This is a genomic window from Ruegeria sp. HKCCD7255, assembly GCF_013031565.1.
Lineage (GTDB): Bacteria > Pseudomonadota > Alphaproteobacteria > Rhodobacterales > Rhodobacteraceae > Ruegeria.
On the sequence record NZ_WQAG01000010.1, the window covers coordinates 1 to 23,174 of the forward strand.

A 23,174-nucleotide genomic window follows, 5' to 3' on the forward strand; every position below is an offset into this window, starting at 1 on the left:
CAAGTCGTGTGTTCAAACTGGTGTTGAATATAGAATAGCCAAATACCAATCGATGATGCGACAATCATGGTTGGTAGGAAAACATACGATAATACCTCAATGCCTCCGGCCCAAAAAACTAGGGCCAATATCCCTGCAATTGCAGCGTTTGTTCCCATCGCACTTGCCCAGTACAGCCAGCCCGAACGCATGAAACCAAGAGGTAAACGGTTTTGAATAAAGAACGTATAGATCGGCGCAACACCGAACAGGAAGACGGGGTTCCGGGTCAGACGATAAGCGGCACGCCCGAACCACTTCCGCTTCAGGTATTCTTCAGTGGTCAATGTAGGGATGTCACCCATACCACGCCGATCAAGGTTACCGGTTGAAGCGTGGTGAATCGCATGGCTTTGCCGCCAAACGTCATAGGGTGTCAGGGCAAGAACACCTAGAACCCGACCGGTCCAATTGCAAACAGTGCGACTTCTAAAGAAAGATCCATGACCGCAATCATGCATAATGATGAAGATACGGACCAGAAACGCGGCATTCAGGATGGCCAGTAGTATTGCGATCCAGACACTAAAAGATAACGCAAACCACGCTAGGGCCCATAGCGCAAATAAGGGAGCAACTGTGATCGCAAGTTCAAAAACACTGCGCTTCGCATCGGCAACACGGTATTGCGCGAGCACCCGCGTCCAGTCTTTAGGTTGCAAGTTACTTGTTCTCCAATGGCTTATTGTAGCCCATTGTTCAATAGGGCACCCGAAAAGGGTGCCCTTAAAAAAGGTCAGGCGAGCGCCAGATTGGCGGCGCTTTCGCGTCCGTCACGGCCAGCTTCGACGTCAAAAGTAACCTTCTGACCGTCTTTCAATTCACTAAGGCCGGAACGTTCGATTGCTGAGATATGCACGAACACATCGCGCTTGCCATCTTCAGGTTCGATAAAGCCAAAACCTTTGGTCGAGTTGAACCATTTTACTGTGCCATTTGCCATGGTGGAGGTCTCCTAATACTTGCCGCCCGCATCATTGCGGCGACTCGGCGTGGTCGGTCTGAATCGAAAGACTGAACGCCGAATTGGGGAGACAGCAGGTCGAAAAAGAAAAACGTAAGCCTTGTGTATATGGACTTCGAGTACGCACGATACAAGCCTTGATGCGGTGGAGGGCAACAGAGAAATCGAGCCTGCCTGGCTTAGAACTCTACAAGTTGAGAAGACGCTGTCGTTCTGCGATCCAAACGCGAAGTCGGCTTGGGAGGCCGTACAAAAGATCAATGACCGCTTTTGGGAATCTATCCCGCAACATCCGAGACAGCTATAAGCGTCCGTTTTGATGCCGTAGCGAGACTTTGCAAAGTCCGGTCTCTGCGACTTGCTGACATTCGGATCTGACCAGATTGCAGGTGAGGCGAATGACGGCTTTGTCCGCAAAGCAGTCGCTCGCGATTTTCGGGCGAACGTCTGCACCGAGCCCGTAGCGGCCATTGCATAACCGTTCAGATTAATCTCCCTGATGGCGATCAAGCTCTAGAACGCGAAGTCTACGTGATGGTCGGCGTCTCGGAGTCAGCTGCTATCACCGCAAATGATCTAAGGGATTCAGGTTGGAAATCTGATTGGTCAGTTGACGAGCAAAAAGAGGGCAACTCAACGGCCACTGAGGCCGACATTCTGGCTTTGTTTTCCCAGAACTCGAGACGTGATCAATTCATGCTGAAGCATGATCTTGATTTCGATGATTTAACGCCGGAGCTGCAAGACTTGCTTTATCCGGAGTATGTCAAAAGCGAATAGAAGGCTTAAGCAGTTGAGCCGCCACTTCGTTTAAAAGCTGCCCCCCTTCAGTACCCGTTCCTTTGCGATAAGGGTATCATAATACCTCAATTCTTGCAAGGATTGTTGCCAGAGTGTTCCCCTATGTAGCGCGCTTGCTTCATAGCCAATTGAAGCCAAACATCAGCGTTATATCCGCCCCAGCCCTTCGCCCAACCTCACGCCCCGTTGCCTCCATACGAGCCTGAAAGTCAAAATAATCTTCATCCTTTCCTCGCTTCATAGGAACGCGTTCATCTGACACCGAGCTACCAATGTTTGCGCTGTCCAGGATTTCACTGAAGTTCTTCGGCGGGCCTTTTTCAGTGGGTATCTGTTTGCCCTCTGCGTCGAAGTACTCACCTTCGATGGGTTTCGTCAATCTCTGAGGGATAGGGTGTGCCTTCGGATGCCGCCCAATCCAAGTGGGCAAGAACGTTGGCCACCCGAACAACAAGACCAGGCATTTTGCCGATGTGGCTTTTGAACAATCCCGATGCCCCGGATTCCCAACCTCGGCATTGCTCACGAAAACCTTGCAGGGTGTCCGCGCCCGCCTCATTGAAGTGGATAAAAAACGGCCTCCTTCCCCCATCTTCACCAGTCGCGTGTTGCAAGCTGCGAAGTCGGGAAATTGCGTCCGACAGCTTCCGCTTAGCTTTGAATTCCAAAGCTGTTGATTTGACCGGTTCGTTCTCATTCTGGCCTTCGCCCAAAGGCCAAAACGCTGCGGTGCGTCTTGACCTGGGCTGCAGGCTGATGGCTTGCGTGCGGTGTTGGCACGTTCTGTGAGAGGTCAATTCGCTTATGAAGGCGCTTTGATGCGGTAAATTTTGAAGAACGATCCGTTTTCAATAACCTGCAGGTTCTCTGCCTGTTCGGTTTTGGGCGCGCCGAAGACAATGAGATAGTCAAAGTCTTGCGGCCATTCCGCATAGTAGATCCTCTCGTTCCGCCCCTCAGCGACCCCCAAAATGTTTTGCCTGTGCTCTTCATCCAGGACACCGAACAGGAGCGCTGTTGTCAAAGCCCGTGAGGGGCGTATCGGGTCCAGGTGCAGTAAATCCCGTTCGGTTCTTATTGGTTGTGTCGAAGGATAGGTGAACAGCGTCGGTACAAATGCATTGCCAAATATCACCGCGAGACTGTCAATGTTGCGAAACGAAAGGAAACCGGATGGCTGGTGCATGTTGCGCGCTCCGGTGGCCATACGCCATTGGGTCGAATAGGTCAGCTCGGGGCGGCTTCCTGGCAAGTCAAAGGCACCAATAACCTTCGACCTTGGTGTGATTTGCGCGACTGCCGATTTCAGCTCGTCTACGTTTTCCGAAAACGCGTTCCAGTTGGCTGCGATTGAGATTCCTTTGAAAAGCGAAAGGCACACGGCCAGGGCGACCAAGGCGGTGTTGATCCGTGTATTTTTCACCTCAAAGCAGCTTGAGGCAACAAGCAGTGCCATGAATATCAAACCGACCCGCGCATCAAGGAACACACCAAATAGAACTGCAGGCAATCCGATTGTCCCCACAAAAAGCCCACCCAGTGCCAAACGCATACTTGGCGCGATACTGACGCGCCCTGTAAGCCCGAGCCACAGATACAACACAAGCACGAATATGCAGACTGCCCAATCGGGCGCGTCCCCTTGAAACAGACCGATCCCAAGGAACGCCATCGCCTTGTTGTGCAGATCACCCCACCATGATCCCATAGGCATCGGCTCAAGACCCGCGTCCGAGAGAAAGTGATTGAAGGCAAAGATCGCGAGCGACGGAATCACGCAGAACGCAAAACGCACAAAACTCTTGATCGCCAGAGGCGAACGCAAGCGTGACGCGTTTACGTTAACCAGATACGCAAATGAAATTGCGAGGCAAAACAGGTATCCGAAAATATGTGAAAAATAGAGCGCGACCAGCAAAACCGAGTGTGCAAGATACAACAACGGAGCTTCGCGTCTTTGTGCCTGGATCAGCACGCTGACGGAAAACAGCATGAGACCTACGGAAAAGTAGAAGTTCAAAAAACCCCACGCAAAGACGATGTTCAGGGCCGTCAAAAACGGAAGAGCAAGCCCAATGTGCAGGCGTCCGAAAAGGGTCGCGTTTAACGTCAAAGACCCTCCGACAAAAACCGCTACCGCAAGAAGCAGAAACACAAACCCCGCAGCTTCGCTGTTCAGAAATGGAAGTCCAAAGACCGTGATCGCATCCATGGCCAAGTTCGGGATGGGCCCCCAAGCGGCCTCGTATATGCCTTCGAACTCTGAAGAAACGGCAAGCGACTTTAGTACATGTATTCGGGCCAAATGGTTGGGGTAGTCGATCAATGGTGGAATCGACGCCTGCGTGAATGGCAAAAGAACACCAACGCAGAGCCCAACAAGCCCGAATGCGCAGAGCGCCAAACTGAAATAGTCGATACGCTTGGAAATCACGCGAACCTCAAAAGTGCTTTCATTGCCTGTATGCAAGCTAATCAGCCTTTAAGAAACGGCTCAGGATAACAATTTGGCTAATATGGTATTTTAGCCCCTGTTCTGTTTGCGTGATCAGGTTTCGAACGGGTGGACTCCACGTTTATGCCGCCTTTGTTTCAGGCAGCATTCCTTTGTGACCATGGTGACCTTGCTGATCCTTACAAGCGTGGTCGGTTCTAGCCTTTCAAATACGCCAACGCAGCTTCACGCAGATCGGTTGGGTTTGGTGGCCAAGTGTTTACTGGCTAAGCGTTCGGTTTTGCGGGATCACTTCGTAACCGGGCTCTTCTGGCTCATCGTCTTCCATCTCGGCTGGAAAACCTGCCGCGCGGATATCCAGTCCGGTGGCTTCCTCGAGGCGTTTGATGATATTGGGCGACAATTCGCGTTCGCCAAATCGCGCGATACCGTCGTCGAAGATCTTGATCATGACAGGGTTGATCTCAAGCGGCACACCCGCGCGATCCGCCACATCCTGAAACAGGCCGATGTCCTTTTTCACCAGATCCATGGTGAAGGAGATATCGCGCGAGCCGTTGAGGATCACCTGGCTTTCGGTTTCGTGCACAAAGGACGTGCCCGATGAGATTTTGATGGCCTCATAGGTCGTGCCCAGATCCATTCCAGCAGCCTTCGCAGTGACCAATGCCTCGGCACATGTGATGAGGTTGGCGGTTGCCAGATAATTGGTCAGCACTTTCAGCACCGAGGCCGAGCCCAGATCGCCCGTGTGCAGCACCCGGCGTCCCATTGTGGTCAGAAACGGCAGGATCCGCTCGAATGTCTCGCGGTCACAGCCAGCAAAGATCGAGATATTGCCGGTTGCCGCGCGGTGACAGCCACCCGAAACCGGGCAATCGACAGCCGCGCCGCCCCGTTCGATCACCAGTGCGCCCAAGCGTTTGGCTTCGGCTTCGTCAGTGGTCGACATTTCCATCCAGATTTTGCCGGGCCCCACTTCGGGCAGCATCTCTTGCATCACCGCGTCCGAGGCCGCAGGCGATGGCAGGCAGGTGATCACCGCGTCGCAATCGCGCATCAGTTGCGCTGGGCTTTCCGCGGCTTTTGCACCTTTGGCAACAAACTCGGCCACGAGATCTTCGTTCAGATCATGCACGGTCAGATCAATGCTATTGCGCAGCAGCGATCCTGACAGCTTGCCGCCCACATTTCCCAGCCCGATAAAACCTACTTTCATTCAGCTCTGCTCCCCTGTTTGCAGTTTTGGTCAGGCGAACACAGCGCGCAAAGCCCGTCATGCCGCTCAGCGACCCGCACAAGTCGCTTTTCAGCTCTTGGCCTTGTTGTTAGCGCAACGCGCTTGACAACGGGGTCAACTGTGCCTCATGAGCCATATGTTGGTGTCTGCGACAGCAGATGAAAAGGGAATGCGTCAGCGGATCGTCCGTCAAACGCAGCCGCCCCCGCGACCGTGACCGGAGAGGGTGCCCAAAGCCACTGGCCTAGGCCGGGAAGGTGGGACATCCGACAGAGGCCAGCCTCTGACATCCGCAAGCCGGGAGACCTGCCAGCACAAAAGACTGAAACCGGACGGGGTGTTCCGGAGTGGGGTCTGACGTGACCCACATGAAACCCCGTCCCCCACGAAAAGGATCTGGGGGGATGAGAGATATGACCGAGGCAGTACCGGTCGAGTTGTTGGTCTGCACCACCTGTCGGCGCGGCCTGCCCATAGAGGACGACGCGGAACGGCCCGGCGCATTGCTGCACAAGGCGCTGGCGCAAGCTGATCTGCCCGAAGGGATCACGTTGAAAGCCGTTGAATGCCTGTCGAACTGCGACGAAGGCTGTTCCATCGTTTTGCGCGGCGGGCCCGATCGCTGGACATTCGTCTATGAACATCTGAACGAGACCGACCATGTCGAGACCATCGTCGACGGCGCCACGAAATACCTGGAGACCAAAGACGGTTTGGTCAAATGGCGTGAGCGTCCTGAGCATTTCCGCAAGAACTGTGCGGCACGTATTCCCCCGATTGGAGCCCTGAAATGAGCACGCTTGAAAAGCTTCCCGTCACCGTGATCACCGGATTTTTGGGGTCTGGCAAAACCACATTGGTCAAGCATCTGATGCTGAATCCTCAGGGCAAGCGCCTGGCCGTCGTCGTCAATGAGTTCGGCGATGTCGGTGTTGATGGCGATGTCCTGAAATCCTGCGCGATCCCTGATTGCCCTGCCGAGAACATCATGGAACTGGCCAATGGCTGCATCTGTTGCACCGTGGCCGATGATTTCATCCCCACGATCGAAGCGTTGATGGCGCTAGAGCCGCGCCCCGATCACATCCTGATCGAAACCTCGGGTCTGGCGCTGCCGAAACCGCTACTCAAGGCGTTTGACTGGCCCGATATCCGCTCGAAAATCACTGTGGACGGTGTCATTGCCCTGGCCGACGCCGAGGCGGTCGCTGCGGGTCGCTTTGCAACAGATGTGGCGGCCGTCGATGCGCAGCGGCTGGCGGATGACTCGATTGATCATGAAACACCCCTGTCCGAGGTCTTTGAAGATCAGATTTCCTGTGCCGATATCATCCTGCTGACCAAGCCCGATCTGGCCGGTCCCGAAGGCGTGGCCAAGGCCAAAGCGGTGATCGCCGCCGAGGCTCCGCGCCCGCTGCCGGTGGTCGAAGTTGCCGAAGGCGTTGTGGATGTGCGCGTTGTACTGGGGCTTGAGGCCGCGGCCGAAGATGACATGGACGCGCGCCCATCGCATCATGACGGCCACCACGATCATGAGCATGACGATTTCGACAGCATCATCATCGAGTTGCCAGAACAAAGCGACCCGCTTGATCTGGTGGCGAAAATCGAACGTCTGGCCACCGAGCTGAACATTCTGCGCGTCAAAGGCTATGCCGCTGTGCAGGGCAAGCCGATGCGTCTTCTGGTGCAAGCCGTCGGTGCGCGCGTGCGTCATCAATATGACCGTCCGTGGCAACCGGGCGAAGACCGCCGCTCGCGCCTTGTGGTGATCGCCGAGCATGACGACATCAAAGAAGCAGAGATCCGTGCTATCCTTGCGCCTGTAAACGAGGCTGCCGAATAAGCCATGCATGTCGTCTTTCGCGAAAGCCACGGGCTCGAAGAGACAGAGACCCCGACCGATCTGGGCCAGAGCCCGGCGGATCTGGTGGTGCTGTCCTTTTCGGACAGTGACCTGGGCGCTTTCGCGGCAGGCTGGCATCGCGGCGGCGGGCCTGACGGGGATATGCCAACCCTGAGGCTGGCCAATCTGACGGCTCTGAAACATCCGCTGTCGGTCGACACCTATGTGGAACAGACACTGGAAGGTGCCAAGGGCATACTGATCCGCCTGATCGGCGGGGTTCCCTATTGGTCTTACGGGCTACAGCAAGTACTGGCGCTGGCACAGGCGAAAGGCATTGCACTGGCGGTCTTACCGGCGGATGGGCGCGAGGATACGCGGCTGGATGACTATTCCACCCTGCCCGTCTCGACCCTGCGCCGTTTGGCGCATCTGTGTGACACAGGCGGCGAAGTTGCGGCACAGGCAGCGCTGGCGCAGATGGCACTTGCCGCTGGGCTTTATGCGGGTCCGGTGATGGGGGCCAAAACCATCCCCGACTGCGGTGTCTGGTGCCCGGATCGGGGCGTGATCTCGGCGGACACGGCATTTACCGGTGATGCGCGGCGCGTGCTGGTTACGTTTTATCGTGCTTACCTGACCTCTGCCGACACTGCCCCAATTGCGGCGTTGATCCGCGCCCTGCGCGCACGCGGGATTGAGGCAGTCGGGCTTTTCGCCCCGTCGCTCAAGGCACCAAACGCGGCGGATTGGCTGCGCGAGACAGTTGTGGCCCTAGGCCCGTCGGCGATCATCAACGCCACCTCATTCTCGGGCAAAGGCGCATCGGGCACGTCGCCTCTGGACGCGGCCAATGTGCCGGTGTTTCAAGTGGCCCTCGCCACGTCGCGCCGCAAAGCCTGGGCCGAGGCGGAACGCGGGTTGTCACCGGCAGATCTGGCGATGCATGTTGTGTTGCCCGAGGTCGATGGCCGGATCAACGCAGGGCTCGTGTCGTTCAAAGAACCCGGCAAGCGTGACCCGCAGTTGGAATACTCACGCTTTGCGCACCGACCTGATCTTGAGCGGATCGAGGCTGTAATTGACCGTCTGTGCGGTTGGCTGAACCTGCAAGACAAGCCAAAATCCGATCAGGTCCCGGCACTGGTGCTTTCGACCTATCCGGGCAAAGACTGGCAGATGGCCCATGCGGTCGGTCTGGACGCGCTGGCCTCGGCCGAAGCGATGCTGAGCGACCTGCAAACGGCAGGATACGATACAGCCCCGGCTGCCCCGATTGCAGAATGCTTGCTGGACACACGCATATCCTGGCCTCTTGCAGATTATGCGACCGCTCTCGCCGCTTTGCCGGAACAACTGCGCGCAGAACTGCAAACCGTTTGGGGCGCGCCCGAGGACGATCCGGCCTTTGCCAATGGCGCGTTCCAGTTCACTGCGCTGCGCCGGGGCAAGGCGCTTGTCGCGCTGCAACCCGAACGGGGCACGCCCGCGCTGCGCGATGACGAATATCATGACCTCTCGCGCACACCGCGACATGGCTATGTCGCCTTTTATCTGTGGCTGCGCAAAGGCTTGGGCGCGGAAGCGCTGATCCATATCGGGGCCCACGGCACGCTGGAATGGCTGCCCGGCAAGTCTGTTGCCCTGTGCACTGAATGCTGGCCCGAAGCGCTTGTCGGCGACCTGCCGGTGATCTACCCGTTCATCGTCAACGACCCGGGCGAGGCCGCGCAAGCCAAACGCCGGATCGGGGCCGTGACCCTGGGCCATATCCCACCCGCGCTGAAAGACAGCGGCACGCCGGATCGCATGGTGCGGCTGGAATCGCTGCTGGATGAATTCTCGAATGCGGACGGGCTGGACCCCAGGCGCCGCGATCGGCTGCAAGAGGACATCCGGGATGAGGCGCAAGCCATCGGGGTGGAACAGGATCTGGGCCTGGATCAGGCCACCAGCACCGCTGAGGCGATCACCCGCATCGACCGCTTTGTCTGCGACATCAAGGAAAGCCAGTTCGGGGATGGGCTGCATATCTATGGTCGTATCCCGGAAATCACCGGAGATTTCGACCCTGCCCCATCCGCACATGCTGAACGCAACGCGCTGATCGACGCACTGGCCGGGCGACGGATCGAGGCTGGTCCTTCAGGCTCCCCCTATCGCGGGCGTACCGATGTTTTGCCCACCGGGCGCAACCTTTACACCACCGATCCGCGCTCGGTGCCCACACGCGCGGCCTATGCTCAAGGCGTCAAACTGGCCGAAGAACTGGTTCGGCGGCATCTGCAAGAGGAAGGGGATTATCCCAAAGGGCTGATCGTCGATCTGTGGGGCTCGGCCACGATGCGAACGGCGGGCGAAGAATTCGCCATGGCGCTGCACCTGCTTGGGGTCAAACCTGTCTGGAATGCGGGCTCGGAACGGGTTTCGGGAATTGAAGTTCTGCCAATTACCGACCTTAACCGCCCGCGTCTGGACGTGACCTTGCGCGTCTCGGGCCTGTTTCGCGACGTGTTCCCCACGCTGTCAGCCCTGTTCGGGCAGGCCATCAAAGCGCTGGCTGCACGCGATGAAGCACCGGATTGGAACCCCTATGCCGGTCATGCGCCCTCGGCCCGGGTCTATGGCCCAGCCCCTGGCAGCTATGGTGTCAACATGACCCAACTGTCTGAAACCTACACGGACGAGGCCCGCGTTCAGGCCGGGGAAGCATGGCTGGAGGCCAGTTCATTCGCGTTGGAAGGCGATCATATCGCGCAAGACAAAGACGGCATCGCACAGCGTGTGGCGCAGGCCGACAGCTTTGTACACCTGCAAGACCTGACCGAGACCGATCTATTGCTGGCCAACGACTATGCAACGCACGAGGCCGGGTTTGCAGCGGCCAAAACGCTGACCGGTGGAACGGTGCAGCTTTACCATCTGGACAACACAAAGCCCGAGACCCCGCGCGCGCGGACCTTGCCTGAAGAGATCAGCCGCGTCGTCCACGCGCGCGCCGCAAATCCCGGATGGATCGCCGGAATGCAGCGGCACGGGTTCCGTGGTGCGGCCGAGATCGCAGCGACCCTGGATCACATGGCCTCGTTCGCGCATCTGTCGGGAACGGTGGCGCCGCATCTCTTCGATCTCTACCACGATGCCACGTTGGGCAATGCCGAGGTGGATGCCTTTCTGCAAGACGCAAACCCACGGGCGCATCAGTCCATGCAGGATCGGTTTCGCGCCCTTCTGGACGCCGGTCTTTGGAACACTCGCCGCAATGCGATCCGGGCCGATCTGGAGGGTTTGGGGTGAGCGCGCCGATTGTCCAGGGCTGGTGCCCCGGCGCGCATCGCCCGATGACGTCTGGCGATGGTTTGGTCGTCCGAGTGCGACCTCGGTTGGCACGGCTGGAGGCGCAGCAAGTTTTGGGGCTGTGTGCGTTGGCCGAGCGGTTTGGCAATGGCACCATTGACCTGACCAACCGCGCAAACCTTCAACTGCGCGGAGTTCAGGAGAAGGATCACCGGTCGCTATTGGTTGAATTGGCTGAGCTTGGCTTGCTGGACGCAGAACCAGGCATCGAGATGCGCCGCAACATGCTGGTGACACCGCTTTATAAAGCGCATGACCGCACGGCGCGGCTGGCGCAAGAGTTGATTGACCGGTTGGGCGAGTTGCCTGCCCTGCCCGCCAAGTTCGGTTTTGCTATCGACGCAGGCCCGCAGCGCTTGCTGGCATCGGATTCGGCAGATATCCGACTGGAAACCGGCACCGACATTTTGATCCTCCGCGCGGACGGTGCCGAAACCGGGAAGCCGGTTGATGAGAGCAATGCCATTGATGATCTTATCGCGCTGGCGCGGTGGTTCTCAGAACACAGTAGCGATGAAGTGCGCCGCATGGCGCAGGTCGTCGCACGCCGTGACCTGCCAGATATCTGGCAAGGCGTGCACCCCGCGCCCATTGGGAGGCCACTACAACCGGGCGAAAGCGCTCTGGGACCGCTCTTTGGAGCCGCCTTTGGTCAATTGCCCGCCCGTGCGCTGAAAGAGTTGATGGAGGCGAGCGACGCCTCTGCCCTGCGGGTCACCCCGTGGCGGTTGTTTCTGTTGGAAGGCGGGGCGGCGATATCCGCTCCGGGCTTTGTCACAGATGGCACTGATCCGATCCTGAGCACCGACGCCTGCGCCGGTGCACCGCTCTGCCCGCAAGCGCAAGTGACAACACGCGAGATCGCCCGCGCCCTGGCAACGCGCGTTCCCGGCAGCCTGCATGTGTCGGGCTGCGTCAAGGGATGCGCGCGCAAAGCCCCGGCAGATATCACCTTGGTGGGACAGAACGGGCGTTTTGATCTTGTCAAACAGGGCCGCGCAGGGGATGAGCCCCTGCAACGCGGCCTGACCGAAAAAACTCTGATGACCATGGAGTTCACTTGATGCCCTATGAATACGAAACCGACGGCGCGGCGATCTATAAACAGAGCTTTGCCACCATCCGGTCCGAGGCCGATCTGGCCCGGTTTGACGCGGATGAAGAGCAGGTCGCTGTTCGTATGATCCATGCCGCGGGAATGGTCGGACTGGAGGAGTTCGTGCATTTCTCAGCCGGTTTTGTGCCGACCGCCCGCACAGCCTTGGAAAACGGCGCACCTATATTGTGTGACGCGCGCATGGTCAGCGAAGGCGTGACTCGCTTTCGCCTGCCCGCCGACAACGCGGTGATCTGTACGCTGCATGACGAGCGAGTGCGCCCATTGGCCGCTGAGATGCAAAACACGCGCTCTGCCGCGGCGCTGGAACTTTGGCGCCCGCATCTGGAGGGCGCGTTGGTGGCCATAGGCAACGCGCCCACCGCGCTGTTTCATCTATTGAACATGCTGGAAGACCCGGACTGCCCGCGTCCGGCGGCCATTATCGGCTGTCCTGTTGGGTTCGTGGGCGCGGTTGAATCCAAAGATGCGCTCTGGGCCGCTCAACCCGTGCCCTCGTGCATCGTCAAAGGGCGCTTGGGCGGCAGCGCGATCACAGTGGCCGCCATCAACGCCATCGCGAGCCGCGCGGAATGAGCAGTGGTACCATATACGGTGTGGGCCTTGGCCCGGGCGATCCCGACCTGATGAGCGTTCGAGCAGACCGATTGTTGCGCACCGCGCGCCATGTCGCGTTTTTCCGCAAACCCGGACGCAGCGGTCAGGCCCGCAAGATCGTCGAAGGCGTGATCTCGACTGACGCGGTTGAATTTCCGATGGAATACCCGGTCACCACGGAAATCCCTCTGAGCGATCCGAGATACAATGCGTTGCTGTCCGAGTTCTATGAAGATTGCGCGCAGCACCTCAAGGCCTTGGCCGAACGTGGCGAGGATGTGGTGGTTCTGTGTGAAGGGGATCCGTTCTTCTATGGATCTTTCATGCATCTTTACAATCGCTTACGCGAAAATATTCAGGTCGAGGTAGTTCCTGCCATTACCGGCATGTCCGGCGCCTGGACGGCCACAGGGGATCCGATCACCTGGGGGGATGATATCCTGACTGTGCTGGCCGCCACCCTGCCCGAAGAGGTTCTGGCCCAGCAGATGGCGCAGACCGACGCGTTGGTGGTGATGAAGATCGGGCGCAATATCGACAAGGTGGTCCGCGCGCTGAAAACCGCGGGAATGTATGAGCGCGCCTGGATCGTCGAATACGCGCAAATGCCAAACCAGACGGTTTGCAAACTGTCCGAGAATTGCCCGGATTTCACACCCTATTTCTCAATCATTCTGGTCCATGGTCAGGGTCGACGCCCATGAGCGGATGGGTCAAGATCGCAGGTCTCGGGCCGGGCAGTGAAGCACTTGTTACGCCCGAGGTAACTGCCGCGCTGGCTGAGGCTACGGACATTGTCGGATATATCCCTTATGTCGCCCGCATAGCTGAACGCCTGGGGCTGGCCCTGCACGCCAGCGACAACAGGGTTGAGATCGACCGCTCGCAGCACGCGTTGCAGATGGCAGCAAAGGGCAAACGGGTTGTCGTCGTCTCCTCCGGTGATCCCGGTGTCTTCGCGATGGCTGCAGCTGTGTTCGAAGCGGTTGAGAATGGTCCGAAAGCCTGGCGCGGCCTACAGATTGACGTGCTGCCGGGAATTACTGCGATGCTGGCGGCTGCGGCACGTGCGGGCGCGCCTTTGGGGCATGATTTCTGCGCCATCAACCTCAGCGACAACCTCAAACCCTGGGCACTGATCGAAAAACGCCTGCGCCTTGCGGTCGAGGCTGATTTCGCGATGGCCTTCTACAATCCCCGCTCGAAGTCTCGCCCAGAAGGCTTTGAGAAAACAATGGAAATCCTGCGCAAAACCTGCGAGCCGGACCGGTTGATCCTGTTTGCCCGCGCGGTATCGCGCGCGGACGAAGCGATCCGGGTGTCGACCCTGGCCGAAGCCACGGCGGACATGGCGGATATGCAGACGGTGGTGATTGTCGGCTCGTCCCGAACACGCTTGATTGAGCGTGCTGGATCCCCGATTGTCTACACTCCGCGCTTTACCCCTGATAAGGGTCAGGAATGAGCCAGCCAGTCCAGAACCTGCGAGACATGCGACAGTTCGACCCGCTGCGGCAGGCTTGGGCGGTCAATCATCAGTACAGGCAGGCCCAAGGACCGCGCAGCATCCAGCTTGGCCCGCGCCCCCGTGCCCCCGGCGTTTTTCGAAACAACAAGCTGCGTCCCATGGTGCTGCATCAGCGCGCGATCACTTTCTTCGGTAAAGGGACCGCGCGCCACAACCACGTAGGCCTGAGGCAATGGCACGCCGTCGGGCTCATCGACCAGCCGCAGCAGATAATGGTGCTGGGGCTGCGCGGCAAAAGCCTCAAGATGCAAGCGACCCGTGGCCAGAAACACCCGGCGCGGCGCGCCTGCCAAGGCGGCCACAGCAGCCGGGACATCCGCAACATGCTGCCACGTATCACCGGGCCCGGCGACCCATGGCGGGCGGGTCAGCGCCGCCAAGGGGATTTGGGTTGCAGTGCAAGCCTCGATGGCGTTCCGGCTCATCTGGGCGGCAAAGGGATGGGTGGCATCCACCACATGAGTGATAGTGTTCTCGCGCAGATAGCGGATCAGACCGTCGATGCCGCCAAACCCGCCCACACGGGTCGGAAGCGGTTGCGGGCGGGGCGTATCCACGCGTCCGGCGTAGGAATAAGTCGCTGCAACACCCTGTTCGGACAAGGTTTTGGCCAAAGCGTTGGCCTCGGTCGAACCACCCAGGATCAACAGATTTGGGATCAGGGGGGTAGACATGGCTGACGCTCCGTGGCTGACCGTTTTGGGGTTGGGCGAAGACGGGATTGATGGCCTTTCGCCCGCAAGCCGTCAAGTGCTGGACCGGGCCGAGATCATCATGGGCCCGCCCCGTCATCTGTCATTGCTGCCCGAAAGCAGCGCCGAGCGGGTCACCTGGCCCGTGCCCTTCGCCGAAGGGTTGCCCTTGTTGCAGCAATATCGCGGACGGCCCACCGTGGTTCTGGCCTCGGGCGATCCGTTCTGGTTTGGCGCAGGATCGGTCATCGCGCGCAGTTTTGAGGCCGGAGAGTGGACCGCCCTGCCCGGCCAGTCCACTTTTTCGCTGGCTGCTGCACGTTTGGGATGGCCCTTGGAAGCCACGCAAACCTTCGGCCTGCACGCGGCGCCTCTGACACGGTTGCGCCCGCACCTGTCCCCGGGGCTGCGCGCCATCATCTTGCTCCGCAATGGCGCGGCGGTCGCTGAACTGGCGCGGTATCTGACCGAAACAGGCTTTGCCGACACACAGTTGCACGTGATGGAAGCCTTGGGCGGCCCACGCGAACGGGCGCATTCCGTTTCGCTGACCGAAGCGTTGCTGGGCACCTTCGACCACCCGGTCTGCGTCGGTCTTGAGGTTGCCGGACAAGGCCGAGCCTTGCCCAAAGCCACCGGCAGACCGGATGAGATCTTCGAAAACGACGGCCAGATCACCAAACGTCCCATCCGGGCTTTGACTCTGTCGGCCCTGGCCCCGCAGCGCGGCGAGCATCTGTGGGATATCGGCGGCGGCACCGGTTCGATCAGCATTGAATGGCTGATGTGCGATCCGTCTTTGACCGCCACCACAATCGAGCCGCGCGAAGATCGCGCCGAGCGAATCCGTCGCAACGCTAACACGTTGGGGCAGGATCGGCTGAGCGTAGTGCATGGCACCGCGCCCGAGGCTTTGTCGGGTTTACCCTTGCCGGATGTGGTCTTTATCGGTGGCGGCCTGAGCGCCGAGTTGCTGGGCTGGTTACGCGATACCTTGCCAAAAGGCACGCGACTGGTGGCCAATGCCGTGACGTTGGAAAGCGAAGCGCTGCTGGCGCAGTGGCAGGCGGATATAGGCGGAGAGCTGTTGCGCATCGAGCTTGCGCACTCCGCCCCACTGGGGCCACGTCGAGGCTGGAAATCGGCCTATCCGGTCGTGCAATGGAGCGTCACGCTATGATCGTGGCTGGCCTTGGGTTTTCATCGGGTGCCACCATCGACAGCCTGCGCGCGGCCTATGGCGCAGCGACGGATGGGCATCTCGTGACGGCGCTTGCGACGGTCACGGACAAGGACGGCCATCCGGCGCTTGCCGCTTTTGCAGACAGCCTTGCATTGCCGCTGCACCTGATCGAGAAGCATGATCTGGCGCAGCAGCGGACGCTTACAAGCTCGAACCAAAGCCGGGCCGCATACGGAACCGGCAGCGTGGCAGAGGCATCCGCACTTGCCGCTGCCGGAGCGGGTGCGCGGCTGCTTGGCCCCAGACAAATTTCAGACGACCGGCTGGCCACTTGCGCCATTGCCATCGGAGGACAGACATGACCGTTCATTTCATCGGTGCCGGACCGGGTGCCGCCGACCTGCTGACCTTGCGCGGGCGCGATATCATCGCGTCTTGTCCGGTCTGCCTTTATGCCGGGTCGCTGGTGCCGGAAGAGATCCTGAGCCATTGCCCGGACGGTGCCAGGATCGTGAACACCGCGCCGATGGATTTGGATCAGATTATGGCCGAGATCGACACCGCGCATCAGGCCGGTCAGGACGTGGCGCGCCTGCATTCGGGCGACCTGTCGGTCTGGTCGGCGATGGGAGAACAGATCCGGCGCCTCAAGCACATGGGCATCCCGGTCAGCGTGACCCCCGGCGTGCCGTCCTTTGCCGCTGCGGCTGCGGCGCTGGGTACGGAATTGACACTGCCGAGGCTGGCACAATCGGTGGTGCTGACGCGCACACCGGGGCGCGCGTCATCCATGCCCGAGGGCGAAACTCTTGCGAATTTTGCCCGCACCGGGGCAACTCTGGCCATTCACCTGTCAATCGGAAATCTGGACGCGGTGATCGCCGATCTGAGCCCGGCCTATGGCGAGGATTGTCCGGTGGCCGTGGTTTACCGCGCCAGTTGGCCCGATGAACGGATCATTCGGGCGACGCTCGCCACGTTGAAAGATGCTTTGGATGACAGCATCTCGCGCACGGCACTGATTCTGGTGGGCCCGGTTTTGGCGGGGGAAGGGTTCGACGAAAGCTGCTTGTATTCAAAGGACTATGACCGCAGATATCGCCCGCAAAGTGCGGACAGCCCGTGGTCGAGCTGGAGCCCCGAGAATGAGTGAGCCAATAACGAACCCCCCTGGCCTTTTGATCTCGGCCCCGTCCTCGGGCACGGGCAAAACCACCGTGATGCTGGGCCTGCTGCGCGCGTTGGCCGAGGATGGGCTGACCGTGCAGCCCTTCAAAAGCGGACCGGATTACATCGATCCGGCCTTTCACCGCGCGGCGGCGGGGCGGGCCTCGTTCAATCTGGACAGCTGGGCCATGAGTGACGGGTTACTGAGTGCAATCTCGGCCCAGTCTGAGGGCGCGGATATTGTGGTCTCCGAAGGCTCGATGGGATTGTTTGACGGTGTGGCCAAACCCGGTGAGCTGGGGCACGGTTCAAGCGCTGAGACGGCGCTGCGCATGGGCTGGCCGGTGGTGCTGGTGCTGGACGTGGGCGGTCAAGCGCAATCGGCTGCCGCGACGGGTTTGGGGTTCAAGATGTATAACCCCGATCTGCCGTTTGCCGGCGTGATCCTGAACCGCTGCGCCAGCCCGCGCCATGAACGGCTGACGCGGCTGGGCATGGAGCGCGCGGGCCTGCCGGTGCTGGGCGTCCTGCCACGGCGCGGAGATTTGACGCTGCCCGAACGGCATCTGGGTCTGATTCAAGCGGTTGAGCACCCCGATCTGGAAAGCGCAATTGTGGGCTATGCGGCGTTCCTGCGTGAGCATGTGGACCTGGAGGCGATCAAACGGGCGGCTTCCTCAGGCCCTGTTGGGCCATCGTCAGCCGCGCTGCCGCCGCCTCCGGCACAGCGCATCGCTTTGGCTCGGGATGCTGCGTTTTCGTTTACATATCCACATTTGCTGGAAGGATGGCGCGCGGCAGGGGCCGAGATTATGCCCTTCTCGCCGCTGGCGGACGAAGCGCCCGCAGATGACGCTGATCTGGTCTGGTTGCCGGGTGGCTACCCGGAACTGCACGCCGGCACTTTGGCCGCCGCGCAAAACTTTCAAAACGGGCTGCGCAAACATGCAGAAACCAAACCCGTGCATGGGGAATGCGGAGGCTATATGGCTCTGGGTCAGGCGCTGATCGACAAGGAGGGCGTGCAGCATCAGATGACGGGCCTGTTGGGATTGGTGACGTCGTACCAGAAACGCAAGTTCAACCTGGGGTACCGGCGTGCTGAATTGCTGGCCCCGATGCCCGGCCTCGCCGTCGGCTCGGCGCTGCGCGGGCATGAGTTTCACTATTCCTCAATCGTCGAGCAACCCGATGCGCCTCTGGCCCGGGTCTTTGACGCCGAGGGAGAGGAAGGACCGCAAACCGGTTCTGTGCGTGGCCCTGTCACCGGCACGTTCTTTCACCTGATCGCCGAGGCCCTTTCATGAGCGGGTTTGTTTCCTTCGTCGGATCGGGCCCCGGAGACCCAGAGCTGTTGACATTGAAAGCGGTGGACCGGCTGCAAAAGGCGGATGCGGTTCTGTTCGATGATCTGAGCAGCGGACCGATCCTGAGCCATGCGCGTGCCGATGCCGATCTGGTTGGTGTGGGCAAGCGCGCCGGGCGCCCCTCGCCCAAGCAGGACCATGTGAGCCGGTTGCTGGTGGACTACGCCAAGACCGGGCAGCAAGTTGTTCGCCTGAAATCGGGCGATGGCGGCATGTTTGGCCGGTTGGAGGAAGAGTTGGTGGCGCTGCGGGCCGCCGGGATCGACTATGAGATCATCCCCGGTGTCCCGTCCGCCGTGGCTGCGGCTGCCGCAGCCGGCATTCCCCTGACCCGCCGCCTGACCGCGCGGCGCGTGCAATTTGTAACGGGCCATGACGTGAGCGGCGCATTGCCCGATGACCTGAACCTGGCCGCGCTGGCCGACCCTTTGGCGACAACCGTCGTGTTCATGGGCAAACGCACATTCCCCCTGCTGGTCGAAGCGCTGCATCGCAACGGCCTGCCACTGGACACACCCGCGCTTTTGACAGAGTCGGTCTCGACCCCCGATCAGACCTTGCAGCGGGCAACGATTGGGGAACTGGCCGAGCAGTTGAAATCCGAGGTTGGCAAAGCACCGGCATTGATCCTCTATGGGCCTTTGGCAGCGTTTGACGATGATTGAGCTGAGCCTGATCGGTATCGGAACCGGCAATCCCGATCACGTCACGTTGCAGGGCGTTCAGGCGATCCGCGCAGCCGAGGTGATCCTGATCCCGCGCAAGGGTGCGGACAAAGCTGATCTGGCGGGGCTGCGCGAAGACATCATCGCTGAGGTGACCGACACAGCGCCCAAACTGGCCTATTTCGATGTCCCGAAACGCCGCAGCGAAGACGGATATCTGCGCGGCGTTGATGAATGGCATGATGCCATCGCCCTGCGCTGGCAAGAGGCGATGGACGCGCATCCGGGTGCAAGGCGTATCGCCCTGCTGATCTGGGGCGATCCGTCGCTCTATGACAGTTCACTGCGGATTGCCGCGCGTCTGAAGCACAACCCGAAGATCAAGGTTATTCCCGGCATCACCGCGTTGCAGGCTTTGACAGCAGCCCATGCAATTCCAATCAACGATCTGGGCGCGCCTTATGTGGTGACCACCGGGCGCCGGCTTCGCGACGAAGGATGGCCCAAATCGGCCTCGAAAGTTGCCGTCATGCTGGACGGGGAGTGTTCTTTTCAAAGCCTTGATATGGAGCGATACGAGATCTGGTGGGGCGCCTATGTTGGCATGAAAGAAGAGTTGCTGATCAAGGGCCCTCTGGACCGGGTTGCCGAAGAGATCCTGACCACCCGCGCTAAGGCGCGCGCAGATCATGGCTGGATCATGGATATCTATCTGCTGAAACAGCGCGACGGCTAAACGGACCACACGGCTTTGTGTGTGCATGAAACCTGCATTTCTGGCACATAGGCTGCGTTGAGAGACCGGAGACATGCCATGAAACGCCTTATCCTATTGCTCTTTCTTTGGACTCTGCCCGCCATGGCGCAGAACACGCCAGACGGTTGGGCGGTTTACCCGACAGACAAGAGCTATGACGAATTGGTCGATGCAACCAAAGCGGCGGTGAAGGAAAACGGGCTGATCGTGGTGACGCAGGCCGGGCCGACCAAAGCGGCGGCGGCACGTGGCATTACGATCCCCGGCAATCGGGTGATTGGCGTCTTTAACAACGATTATGCTGTGCGCGTTCTGGAAACCTCAACCAGCGCCATGATCGAAGCACCGATCCGGTTTTATGTGACGGAAAACCCGGATGGCTCGGCCAACTTGTCCTATAAAACCCCAAGCTTTGTCTTTGCGCCTTACGTCTTTGAAGGCGGCGCACCATTGCAGGAAATCGCGCGCGAATTGGACAAAACGTTTCAAAACATCGCCGAAGACGCAGTCAAATAGTCACACTGGCGTGAACCGACTTGCTTCCGCGCCATACCTCCGCAATTTGCAGGTCAGAAGTGATTTCGGAGTATGTTTGATGCAAGACCCCTCGCCCCGCGCTGCGGATCTTTTGGCCCAACGACTTTATGAGGCGGGCTGCCGCCATGCCTTTGGGATGCCTGGCGGTGAGGTTTTGACCCTTGTGGACGCGTTGGAAAAGGCGGGGATCACCTTTCATCTGACCAAACACGAGAACTCGGCCGGGTTCATGGCCGAAGCGGTACATCACCGCAACGGCGCGCCCGCCATCTTGGTCGCCACCCTGGGGCCCGGCGCGATGAACGGGATCAACGTTGTCGCCAATGCGCTGCAAGACCGGGTGCCGATGATCGTGTTGACCGGCTGTGTCGATGCGGATGAGGCGCTGACCTATACCCATCAGGTCATGGATCACGGTCAGGTCTATCACTCGATCACCAAAGGCAGCTTTACACTGACCGCCAAGGGCGCCGATATCATTGCCGACAAAGCCGTCTCGCTGGCCAATCAGCCGCGCCCGGGCCCCGTGCATATCGATGTACCCATCTCGGTCGCAGATACACCCGTCACCGGCGTCAAACGCCGCCGGTTGGCCAAAGTGGCGCCGGTCAGCCCCGGTGGCGAGTGTCTGGAAAAGGCGCGCCGCTGGATGGCCGAGGCCGAGAGGCCCATCGCCATCATCGGTCTGGATGTGCTCTATGACGACTCGCGCAGCGTGGTTCAGGCTTTTGTAGAACATTTCGGCGTTCCCTTTGTGACCACCTACAAGGCGAAAGGTGTGGTGCCGGAAGATCATCCCCTGTGTCTTGGCGGAGCTGGCCTGTCGCCACTGGCCGATAAGCATCTGGTGCCATTGGTCGAGCAATCCGATCTGGTCCTGTGTTTGGGCTATGACCCCATTGAAATGCGCCCCGGCTGGCGCGAGATCTGGGATCCGGCGGAAAAGCGCGTCATCGATATTTCTGCAGTGGTCAATGATCACTATATGCATCAAGCCGGTTTGAACCTTGTGGCAGACACGGGTGAGACTTTGGAAGCCATCGCCAAGGGCAACCCCGCGCGGAAAACATGGCCTGCTGGTGAGCCTGAACAGGTCAAGGCCGCGCTGGCGCAGGCGTTTCCGACAGATGAAGACTGGGGGCCTGCGGCAGTGATCGCCGAGGCACGCGCGGCCCTGCCCACCGACACGTTGGCCACAGCTGACAGTGGCGCTCACCGCATCCTGTTAAGCCAGATGTGGAACTGCCATGAAGAACGCGGGCTGATCCAATCCTCGGCTCTGTGCACGATGGGATGTGCGGTGCCGATGGCGATGGGGCTGAAACTGGCCGCGCCAGACCGTCCGGTTATCAGCTTTTCCGGGGATGCGGGGTTCCTGATGGTGGCCGGTGAGCTGTCGACAGCCGCCGAGATGGCGCAGAACCCGGGGTATAACCCGATCTTTCTGGTTTTTGTGGATGCGAGCCTTGCGCTGATCGAGCTGAAACAACGTCAGCGTCAGATGGGCAATCGCGGCGTCGATTTCGACCGCCACGATTTTGCAGCGATGGGACGCGCCTTTGGTGGAAACGGTCACACGGTGCGCAACCGTGCGGAATTGCGCGCAGCTTTGAATGAAGCCGTGCAAGCGGACAAGTTCACCGTTATAGCGGCTGAAATTGACCGTGGAGCATATGATGGCCGCATCTGAAGGACCGCTGAAAGGCGTGAAAGTTCTGGACCTGAGCCGCATTCTGGCCGGTCCGACCTGCACGCAATTGCTGGGTGACTTGGGCGCCACTGTGATCAAGATCGAAAACCCGGCCACGGGTGGCGACGACACACGGCAATGGGGCCCGCCCTATGTGAAAGATGCAGAGGGCAACGCCTCGGATCTCAGCGCCTATTTCATGTCGGCCAATCGCAACAAGAAATCCGTGGCGCTGGATATCTCATCGCCCGAAGGTCAGGTCGAGATCCGGCGGCTGGCGTCTCATGCAGATATTCTGATCGAAAATTTCAAACCCGGAGGGCTGGCCAAGTTCGGGCTGGACTATGCCACTTTGTCAGCTGAGTTTCCCGGCCTCGTCTATTGTTCAATCTCGGGCTATGGGCAGACGGGACCGAACGCCAGCAAACCTGGCTATGATCTGATGGCCCAAGGCTATGGCGGGATCATGTCGCTGACCGGGGATCCCGACGGTGCGCCGATGAAAGTGGGCGTGGGCATCGCTGATGTCATGTGCGGGATGTATGCGACGGTTGGAATTCTGGCCGCGCTGCGGCATCGCGACCAAACCGGCGAAGGACAGCAAATCGATCTGGCTTTGGTAGATACACAGGTGTCGTGGTTGATCAATGAAGGCGTGAACTATCTGACATCCGGCAACGTTCCGCAGCGCCGTGGCAATGGGCACCCCAACATCGTTCCCTATGACGTCTATGAAACAGCCGATGGGCACGTGATCCTGGCAGTGGGCAATGACAGTCAGTTTCGCAAGCTCTGCGCCTTTCTCGACCAACCCGAACTGGCCGAGGATCCCAGATTTGCAACCAACCCGTCCAGACTTGAACATCGGGATGCATTGAATGCGATCCTGCGCCCGGCGGTTCAAAGCCTGACGACGCAGGCGGTCATCTCGGGGCTTGAGGCGGTCAAGGTTCCGGTGGGCCCGGTGCAGACCTTGGATCAGGTTTTTTCAACGGATCAGGTTGCTGCCAGGCAGATGCAGATCGCCATGCAAGCAAAGCCCGGAACAGTCAACCTGATCGGGAATCCGCTCAAATTGTCACGCACACCTGTAACATATCGCAGCGCCCCTCCGGTCTGCGGCGCGGACACATCGTCTGTTCTGAACGCCGAAAACCCCTTCGAAGACTGAA

General features: G+C 59.6%; 23 protein-coding genes and 1 riboswitch. Of the genes, 17 read left to right on the forward strand and 6 right to left on the reverse strand.

What is annotated here, in order from left to right; genetic code table 11:
- Both GOX45_RS16440 and GOX45_RS16445 read right to left on the reverse strand, forming a co-directional pair.
- Positions 1-701, reverse strand: a 701-nt coding sequence (locus tag GOX45_RS16440; protein ID WP_171102254.1) for a fatty acid desaturase, incomplete at its 3' end; no start/stop codon positions are given.
- A gap of 74 nt (positions 702-775) precedes the next feature.
- Entirely contained in the window at positions 776-982 is a 207-nt protein-coding gene (locus GOX45_RS16445) for a cold-shock protein (protein ID WP_170382448.1), read from the reverse strand.
- A 555-nt stretch (positions 983-1,537) separates the two neighbouring features.
- Between GOX45_RS16445 and GOX45_RS16450 the strand changes: the two genes are divergently transcribed.
- Complete coding sequence (locus GOX45_RS16450; protein ID WP_171102255.1) at positions 1,538-1,783, forward strand: hypothetical protein; 246 nt, start codon at positions 1,538-1,540, stop codon at positions 1,781-1,783.
- A 139-nt stretch (positions 1,784-1,922) separates the two neighbouring features.
- Here the strand turns inward: GOX45_RS16450 and GOX45_RS16455 are convergent, their stop codons facing one another.
- The 3 genes from GOX45_RS16455 to GOX45_RS16465 all read right to left on the reverse strand — a co-directional run bounded on the left by GOX45_RS16455 (position 1,923) and on the right by GOX45_RS16465 (position 5,478).
- Entirely contained in the window at positions 1,923-2,183 is a 261-nt protein-coding gene (locus GOX45_RS16455; protein ID WP_171102256.1) for a hypothetical protein, read from the reverse strand.
- 423 nt (positions 2,184-2,606) lie between these two features.
- Entirely contained in the window at positions 2,607-4,274 is a 1,668-nt protein-coding gene (locus GOX45_RS16460; protein WP_217350518.1) for a hypothetical protein, read from the reverse strand.
- A gap of 244 nt (positions 4,275-4,518) precedes the next feature.
- Positions 4,519-5,478, reverse strand: a complete 960-nt coding sequence (locus GOX45_RS16465; protein ID WP_171102258.1) for an NAD(P)-dependent oxidoreductase — start codon at positions 5,476-5,478, stop codon at positions 4,519-4,521.
- 144 nt (positions 5,479-5,622) lie between these two features.
- Positions 5,623-5,828, forward strand: a riboswitch (cobalamin riboswitch).
- Positions 5,829-5,912: 84 nt separating this feature from the next.
- On the opposite strand from GOX45_RS16465, the gene GOX45_RS16470 reads away from it, so the two are divergent.
- From GOX45_RS16470 to cobJ, 7 genes are read left to right on the forward strand one after another with little or no spacing between them, the layout of a single operon-like run.
- Positions 5,913-6,293: a DUF1636 domain-containing protein gene (locus GOX45_RS16470; protein ID WP_171102259.1), complete on the forward strand. Its 381-nt coding sequence runs from the start codon at positions 5,913-5,915 to the stop codon at positions 6,291-6,293.
- Positions 6,290-7,345 carry a cobalamin biosynthesis protein CobW gene (cobW, locus tag GOX45_RS16475; protein ID WP_171102260.1) on the forward strand — a complete coding sequence of 352 codons (1,056 nt, stop codon included), beginning with the start codon at positions 6,290-6,292 and terminating at the stop codon, positions 7,343-7,345. The genes GOX45_RS16470 and cobW overlap by 4 nt, the downstream gene beginning before the upstream one ends.
- Before the next feature lie 3 nt (positions 7,346-7,348).
- Positions 7,349-10,642, forward strand: coding sequence for a cobaltochelatase subunit CobN (gene cobN, locus GOX45_RS16480; protein ID WP_171102261.1), 3,294 nt, complete (start codon positions 7,349-7,351; stop codon positions 10,640-10,642).
- Positions 10,639-11,766 carry a precorrin-3B synthase gene (cobG, locus tag GOX45_RS16485; protein WP_171102262.1) on the forward strand — a complete coding sequence of 376 codons (1,128 nt, stop codon included), beginning with the start codon at positions 10,639-10,641 and terminating at the stop codon, positions 11,764-11,766. The genes cobN and cobG overlap by 4 nt, the downstream gene beginning before the upstream one ends.
- Positions 11,766-12,395: a precorrin-8X methylmutase gene (locus GOX45_RS16490; RefSeq protein WP_171102263.1), complete on the forward strand. Its 630-nt coding sequence runs from the start codon at positions 11,766-11,768 to the stop codon at positions 12,393-12,395. Before cobG ends, GOX45_RS16490 begins: the two co-directional genes overlap by 1 nt.
- Entirely contained in the window at positions 12,392-13,120 is a 729-nt protein-coding gene (locus GOX45_RS16495; RefSeq protein WP_171102264.1) for a precorrin-2 C(20)-methyltransferase, read from the forward strand. Before GOX45_RS16490 ends, GOX45_RS16495 begins: the two co-directional genes overlap by 4 nt.
- Positions 13,117-13,881: a precorrin-3B C(17)-methyltransferase gene (cobJ, locus tag GOX45_RS16500; RefSeq protein WP_171102265.1), complete on the forward strand. Its 765-nt coding sequence runs from the start codon at positions 13,117-13,119 to the stop codon at positions 13,879-13,881. The genes GOX45_RS16495 and cobJ overlap by 4 nt, the downstream gene beginning before the upstream one ends.
- Here the strand turns inward: cobJ and GOX45_RS16505 are convergent.
- The gene (locus GOX45_RS16505) at positions 13,872-14,618 is read right to left on the reverse strand and encodes a cobalt-precorrin-6A reductase (RefSeq protein WP_171102266.1); all 747 of its coding nucleotides are present in this window, start codon (positions 14,616-14,618) and stop codon (positions 13,872-13,874) included. The genes cobJ and GOX45_RS16505 overlap by 10 nt on opposite strands.
- Here GOX45_RS16505 and cbiE point away from each other — a divergent pair.
- The 9 genes from cbiE (at position 14,617) to GOX45_RS16550 (ending at position 23,173) form a co-directional block, all read left to right on the forward strand.
- Positions 14,617-15,816, forward strand: a complete 1,200-nt coding sequence (cbiE, locus tag GOX45_RS16510; protein WP_171102267.1) for a precorrin-6y C5,15-methyltransferase (decarboxylating) subunit CbiE — start codon at positions 14,617-14,619, stop codon at positions 15,814-15,816. The genes GOX45_RS16505 and cbiE overlap by 2 nt on opposite strands.
- Positions 15,813-16,181 carry a cobalamin biosynthesis protein gene (locus GOX45_RS16515; RefSeq protein WP_171102405.1) on the forward strand — a complete coding sequence of 123 codons (369 nt, stop codon included), beginning with the start codon at positions 15,813-15,815 and terminating at the stop codon, positions 16,179-16,181. The genes cbiE and GOX45_RS16515 overlap by 4 nt, the downstream gene beginning before the upstream one ends.
- A complete protein-coding gene (gene cobM, locus GOX45_RS16520; RefSeq protein ID WP_171102268.1) occupies positions 16,178-16,972 on the forward strand; it encodes a precorrin-4 C(11)-methyltransferase in 795 nt (264 codons plus the stop codon). Before GOX45_RS16515 ends, cobM begins: the two co-directional genes overlap by 4 nt.
- Positions 16,965-18,293 (forward strand): cobyrinate a,c-diamide synthase, encoded by a 1,329-nt coding sequence (locus GOX45_RS16525; RefSeq protein WP_171102269.1) that lies wholly within the window; start codon positions 16,965-16,967, stop codon positions 18,291-18,293. Before cobM ends, GOX45_RS16525 begins: the two co-directional genes overlap by 8 nt.
- On the forward strand, positions 18,290-19,018 hold the full coding sequence (gene cobA, locus GOX45_RS16530; RefSeq protein ID WP_171102270.1) for a uroporphyrinogen-III C-methyltransferase: 729 nt from the start codon (positions 18,290-18,292) through the stop codon (positions 19,016-19,018). Before GOX45_RS16525 ends, cobA begins: the two co-directional genes overlap by 4 nt.
- On the forward strand, positions 19,011-19,754 hold the full coding sequence (cobF, locus tag GOX45_RS16535; RefSeq protein ID WP_171102271.1) for a precorrin-6A synthase (deacetylating): 744 nt from the start codon (positions 19,011-19,013) through the stop codon (positions 19,752-19,754). Before cobA ends, cobF begins: the two co-directional genes overlap by 8 nt.
- 78 nt (positions 19,755-19,832) lie before the next feature.
- Positions 19,833-20,291, forward strand: coding sequence for a DUF302 domain-containing protein (locus tag GOX45_RS16540; RefSeq protein WP_171102272.1), 459 nt, complete (start codon positions 19,833-19,835; stop codon positions 20,289-20,291).
- Between the two features lie 79 nt (positions 20,292-20,370).
- A complete protein-coding gene (locus GOX45_RS16545) occupies positions 20,371-22,002 on the forward strand; it encodes a thiamine pyrophosphate-binding protein (RefSeq protein WP_171102273.1) in 1,632 nt (543 codons plus the stop codon).
- Positions 21,989-23,173, forward strand: a complete 1,185-nt coding sequence (locus GOX45_RS16550) for a CaiB/BaiF CoA-transferase family protein (protein WP_171102274.1) — start codon at positions 21,989-21,991, stop codon at positions 23,171-23,173. Before GOX45_RS16545 ends, GOX45_RS16550 begins: the two co-directional genes overlap by 14 nt.
- Position 23,174 lies beyond the last annotated feature (1 nt).

What these genes read in the sequence shown, in the direction of transcription:
- GOX45_RS16445 (WP_170382448.1), bottom strand. Translation starts at nt 982, where the DNA reads ATGGCAAATGGCACAGTAAAATGGTTCAACTCGACCAAAGGTTTTGGC.
- GOX45_RS16450 (WP_171102255.1), top strand. Translation starts at nt 1,538, where the DNA reads ATGGTCGGCGTCTCGGAGTCAGCTGCTATCACCGCAAATGATCTAAGG.
- GOX45_RS16465 (WP_171102258.1), bottom strand. Translation starts at nt 5,478, where the DNA reads ATGAAAGTAGGTTTTATCGGGCTGGGAAATGTGGGCGGCAAGCTGTCA.
- GOX45_RS16470 (WP_171102259.1), top strand. Translation starts at nt 5,913, where the DNA reads ATGACCGAGGCAGTACCGGTCGAGTTGTTGGTCTGCACCACCTGTCGG.
- cobW (WP_171102260.1), top strand. Translation starts at nt 6,290, where the DNA reads ATGAGCACGCTTGAAAAGCTTCCCGTCACCGTGATCACCGGATTTTTG.
- cobN (WP_171102261.1), top strand. Translation starts at nt 7,349, where the DNA reads ATGCATGTCGTCTTTCGCGAAAGCCACGGGCTCGAAGAGACAGAGACC.
- GOX45_RS16490 (WP_171102263.1), top strand. Translation starts at nt 11,766, where the DNA reads ATGCCCTATGAATACGAAACCGACGGCGCGGCGATCTATAAACAGAGC.
- GOX45_RS16495 (WP_171102264.1), top strand. Translation starts at nt 12,392, where the DNA reads ATGAGCAGTGGTACCATATACGGTGTGGGCCTTGGCCCGGGCGATCCC.
- cobJ (WP_171102265.1), top strand. Translation starts at nt 13,117, where the DNA reads ATGAGCGGATGGGTCAAGATCGCAGGTCTCGGGCCGGGCAGTGAAGCA.
- cbiE (WP_171102267.1), top strand. Translation starts at nt 14,617, where the DNA reads ATGGCTGACGCTCCGTGGCTGACCGTTTTGGGGTTGGGCGAAGACGGG.
- GOX45_RS16505 (WP_171102266.1), bottom strand. Translation starts at nt 14,618, where the DNA reads ATGTCTACCCCCCTGATCCCAAATCTGTTGATCCTGGGTGGTTCGACC.
- GOX45_RS16515 (WP_171102405.1), top strand. Translation starts at nt 15,813, where the DNA reads ATGATCGTGGCTGGCCTTGGGTTTTCATCGGGTGCCACCATCGACAGC.
- cobM (WP_171102268.1), top strand. Translation starts at nt 16,178, where the DNA reads ATGACCGTTCATTTCATCGGTGCCGGACCGGGTGCCGCCGACCTGCTG.
- GOX45_RS16525 (WP_171102269.1), top strand. Translation starts at nt 16,965, where the DNA reads ATGAGTGAGCCAATAACGAACCCCCCTGGCCTTTTGATCTCGGCCCCG.
- cobA (WP_171102270.1), top strand. Translation starts at nt 18,290, where the DNA reads ATGAGCGGGTTTGTTTCCTTCGTCGGATCGGGCCCCGGAGACCCAGAG.
- cobF (WP_171102271.1), top strand. Translation starts at nt 19,011, where the DNA reads ATGATTGAGCTGAGCCTGATCGGTATCGGAACCGGCAATCCCGATCAC.
- GOX45_RS16540 (WP_171102272.1), top strand. Translation starts at nt 19,833, where the DNA reads ATGAAACGCCTTATCCTATTGCTCTTTCTTTGGACTCTGCCCGCCATG.
- GOX45_RS16545 (WP_171102273.1), top strand. Translation starts at nt 20,371, where the DNA reads ATGCAAGACCCCTCGCCCCGCGCTGCGGATCTTTTGGCCCAACGACTT.
- GOX45_RS16550 (WP_171102274.1), top strand. Translation starts at nt 21,989, where the DNA reads ATGGCCGCATCTGAAGGACCGCTGAAAGGCGTGAAAGTTCTGGACCTG.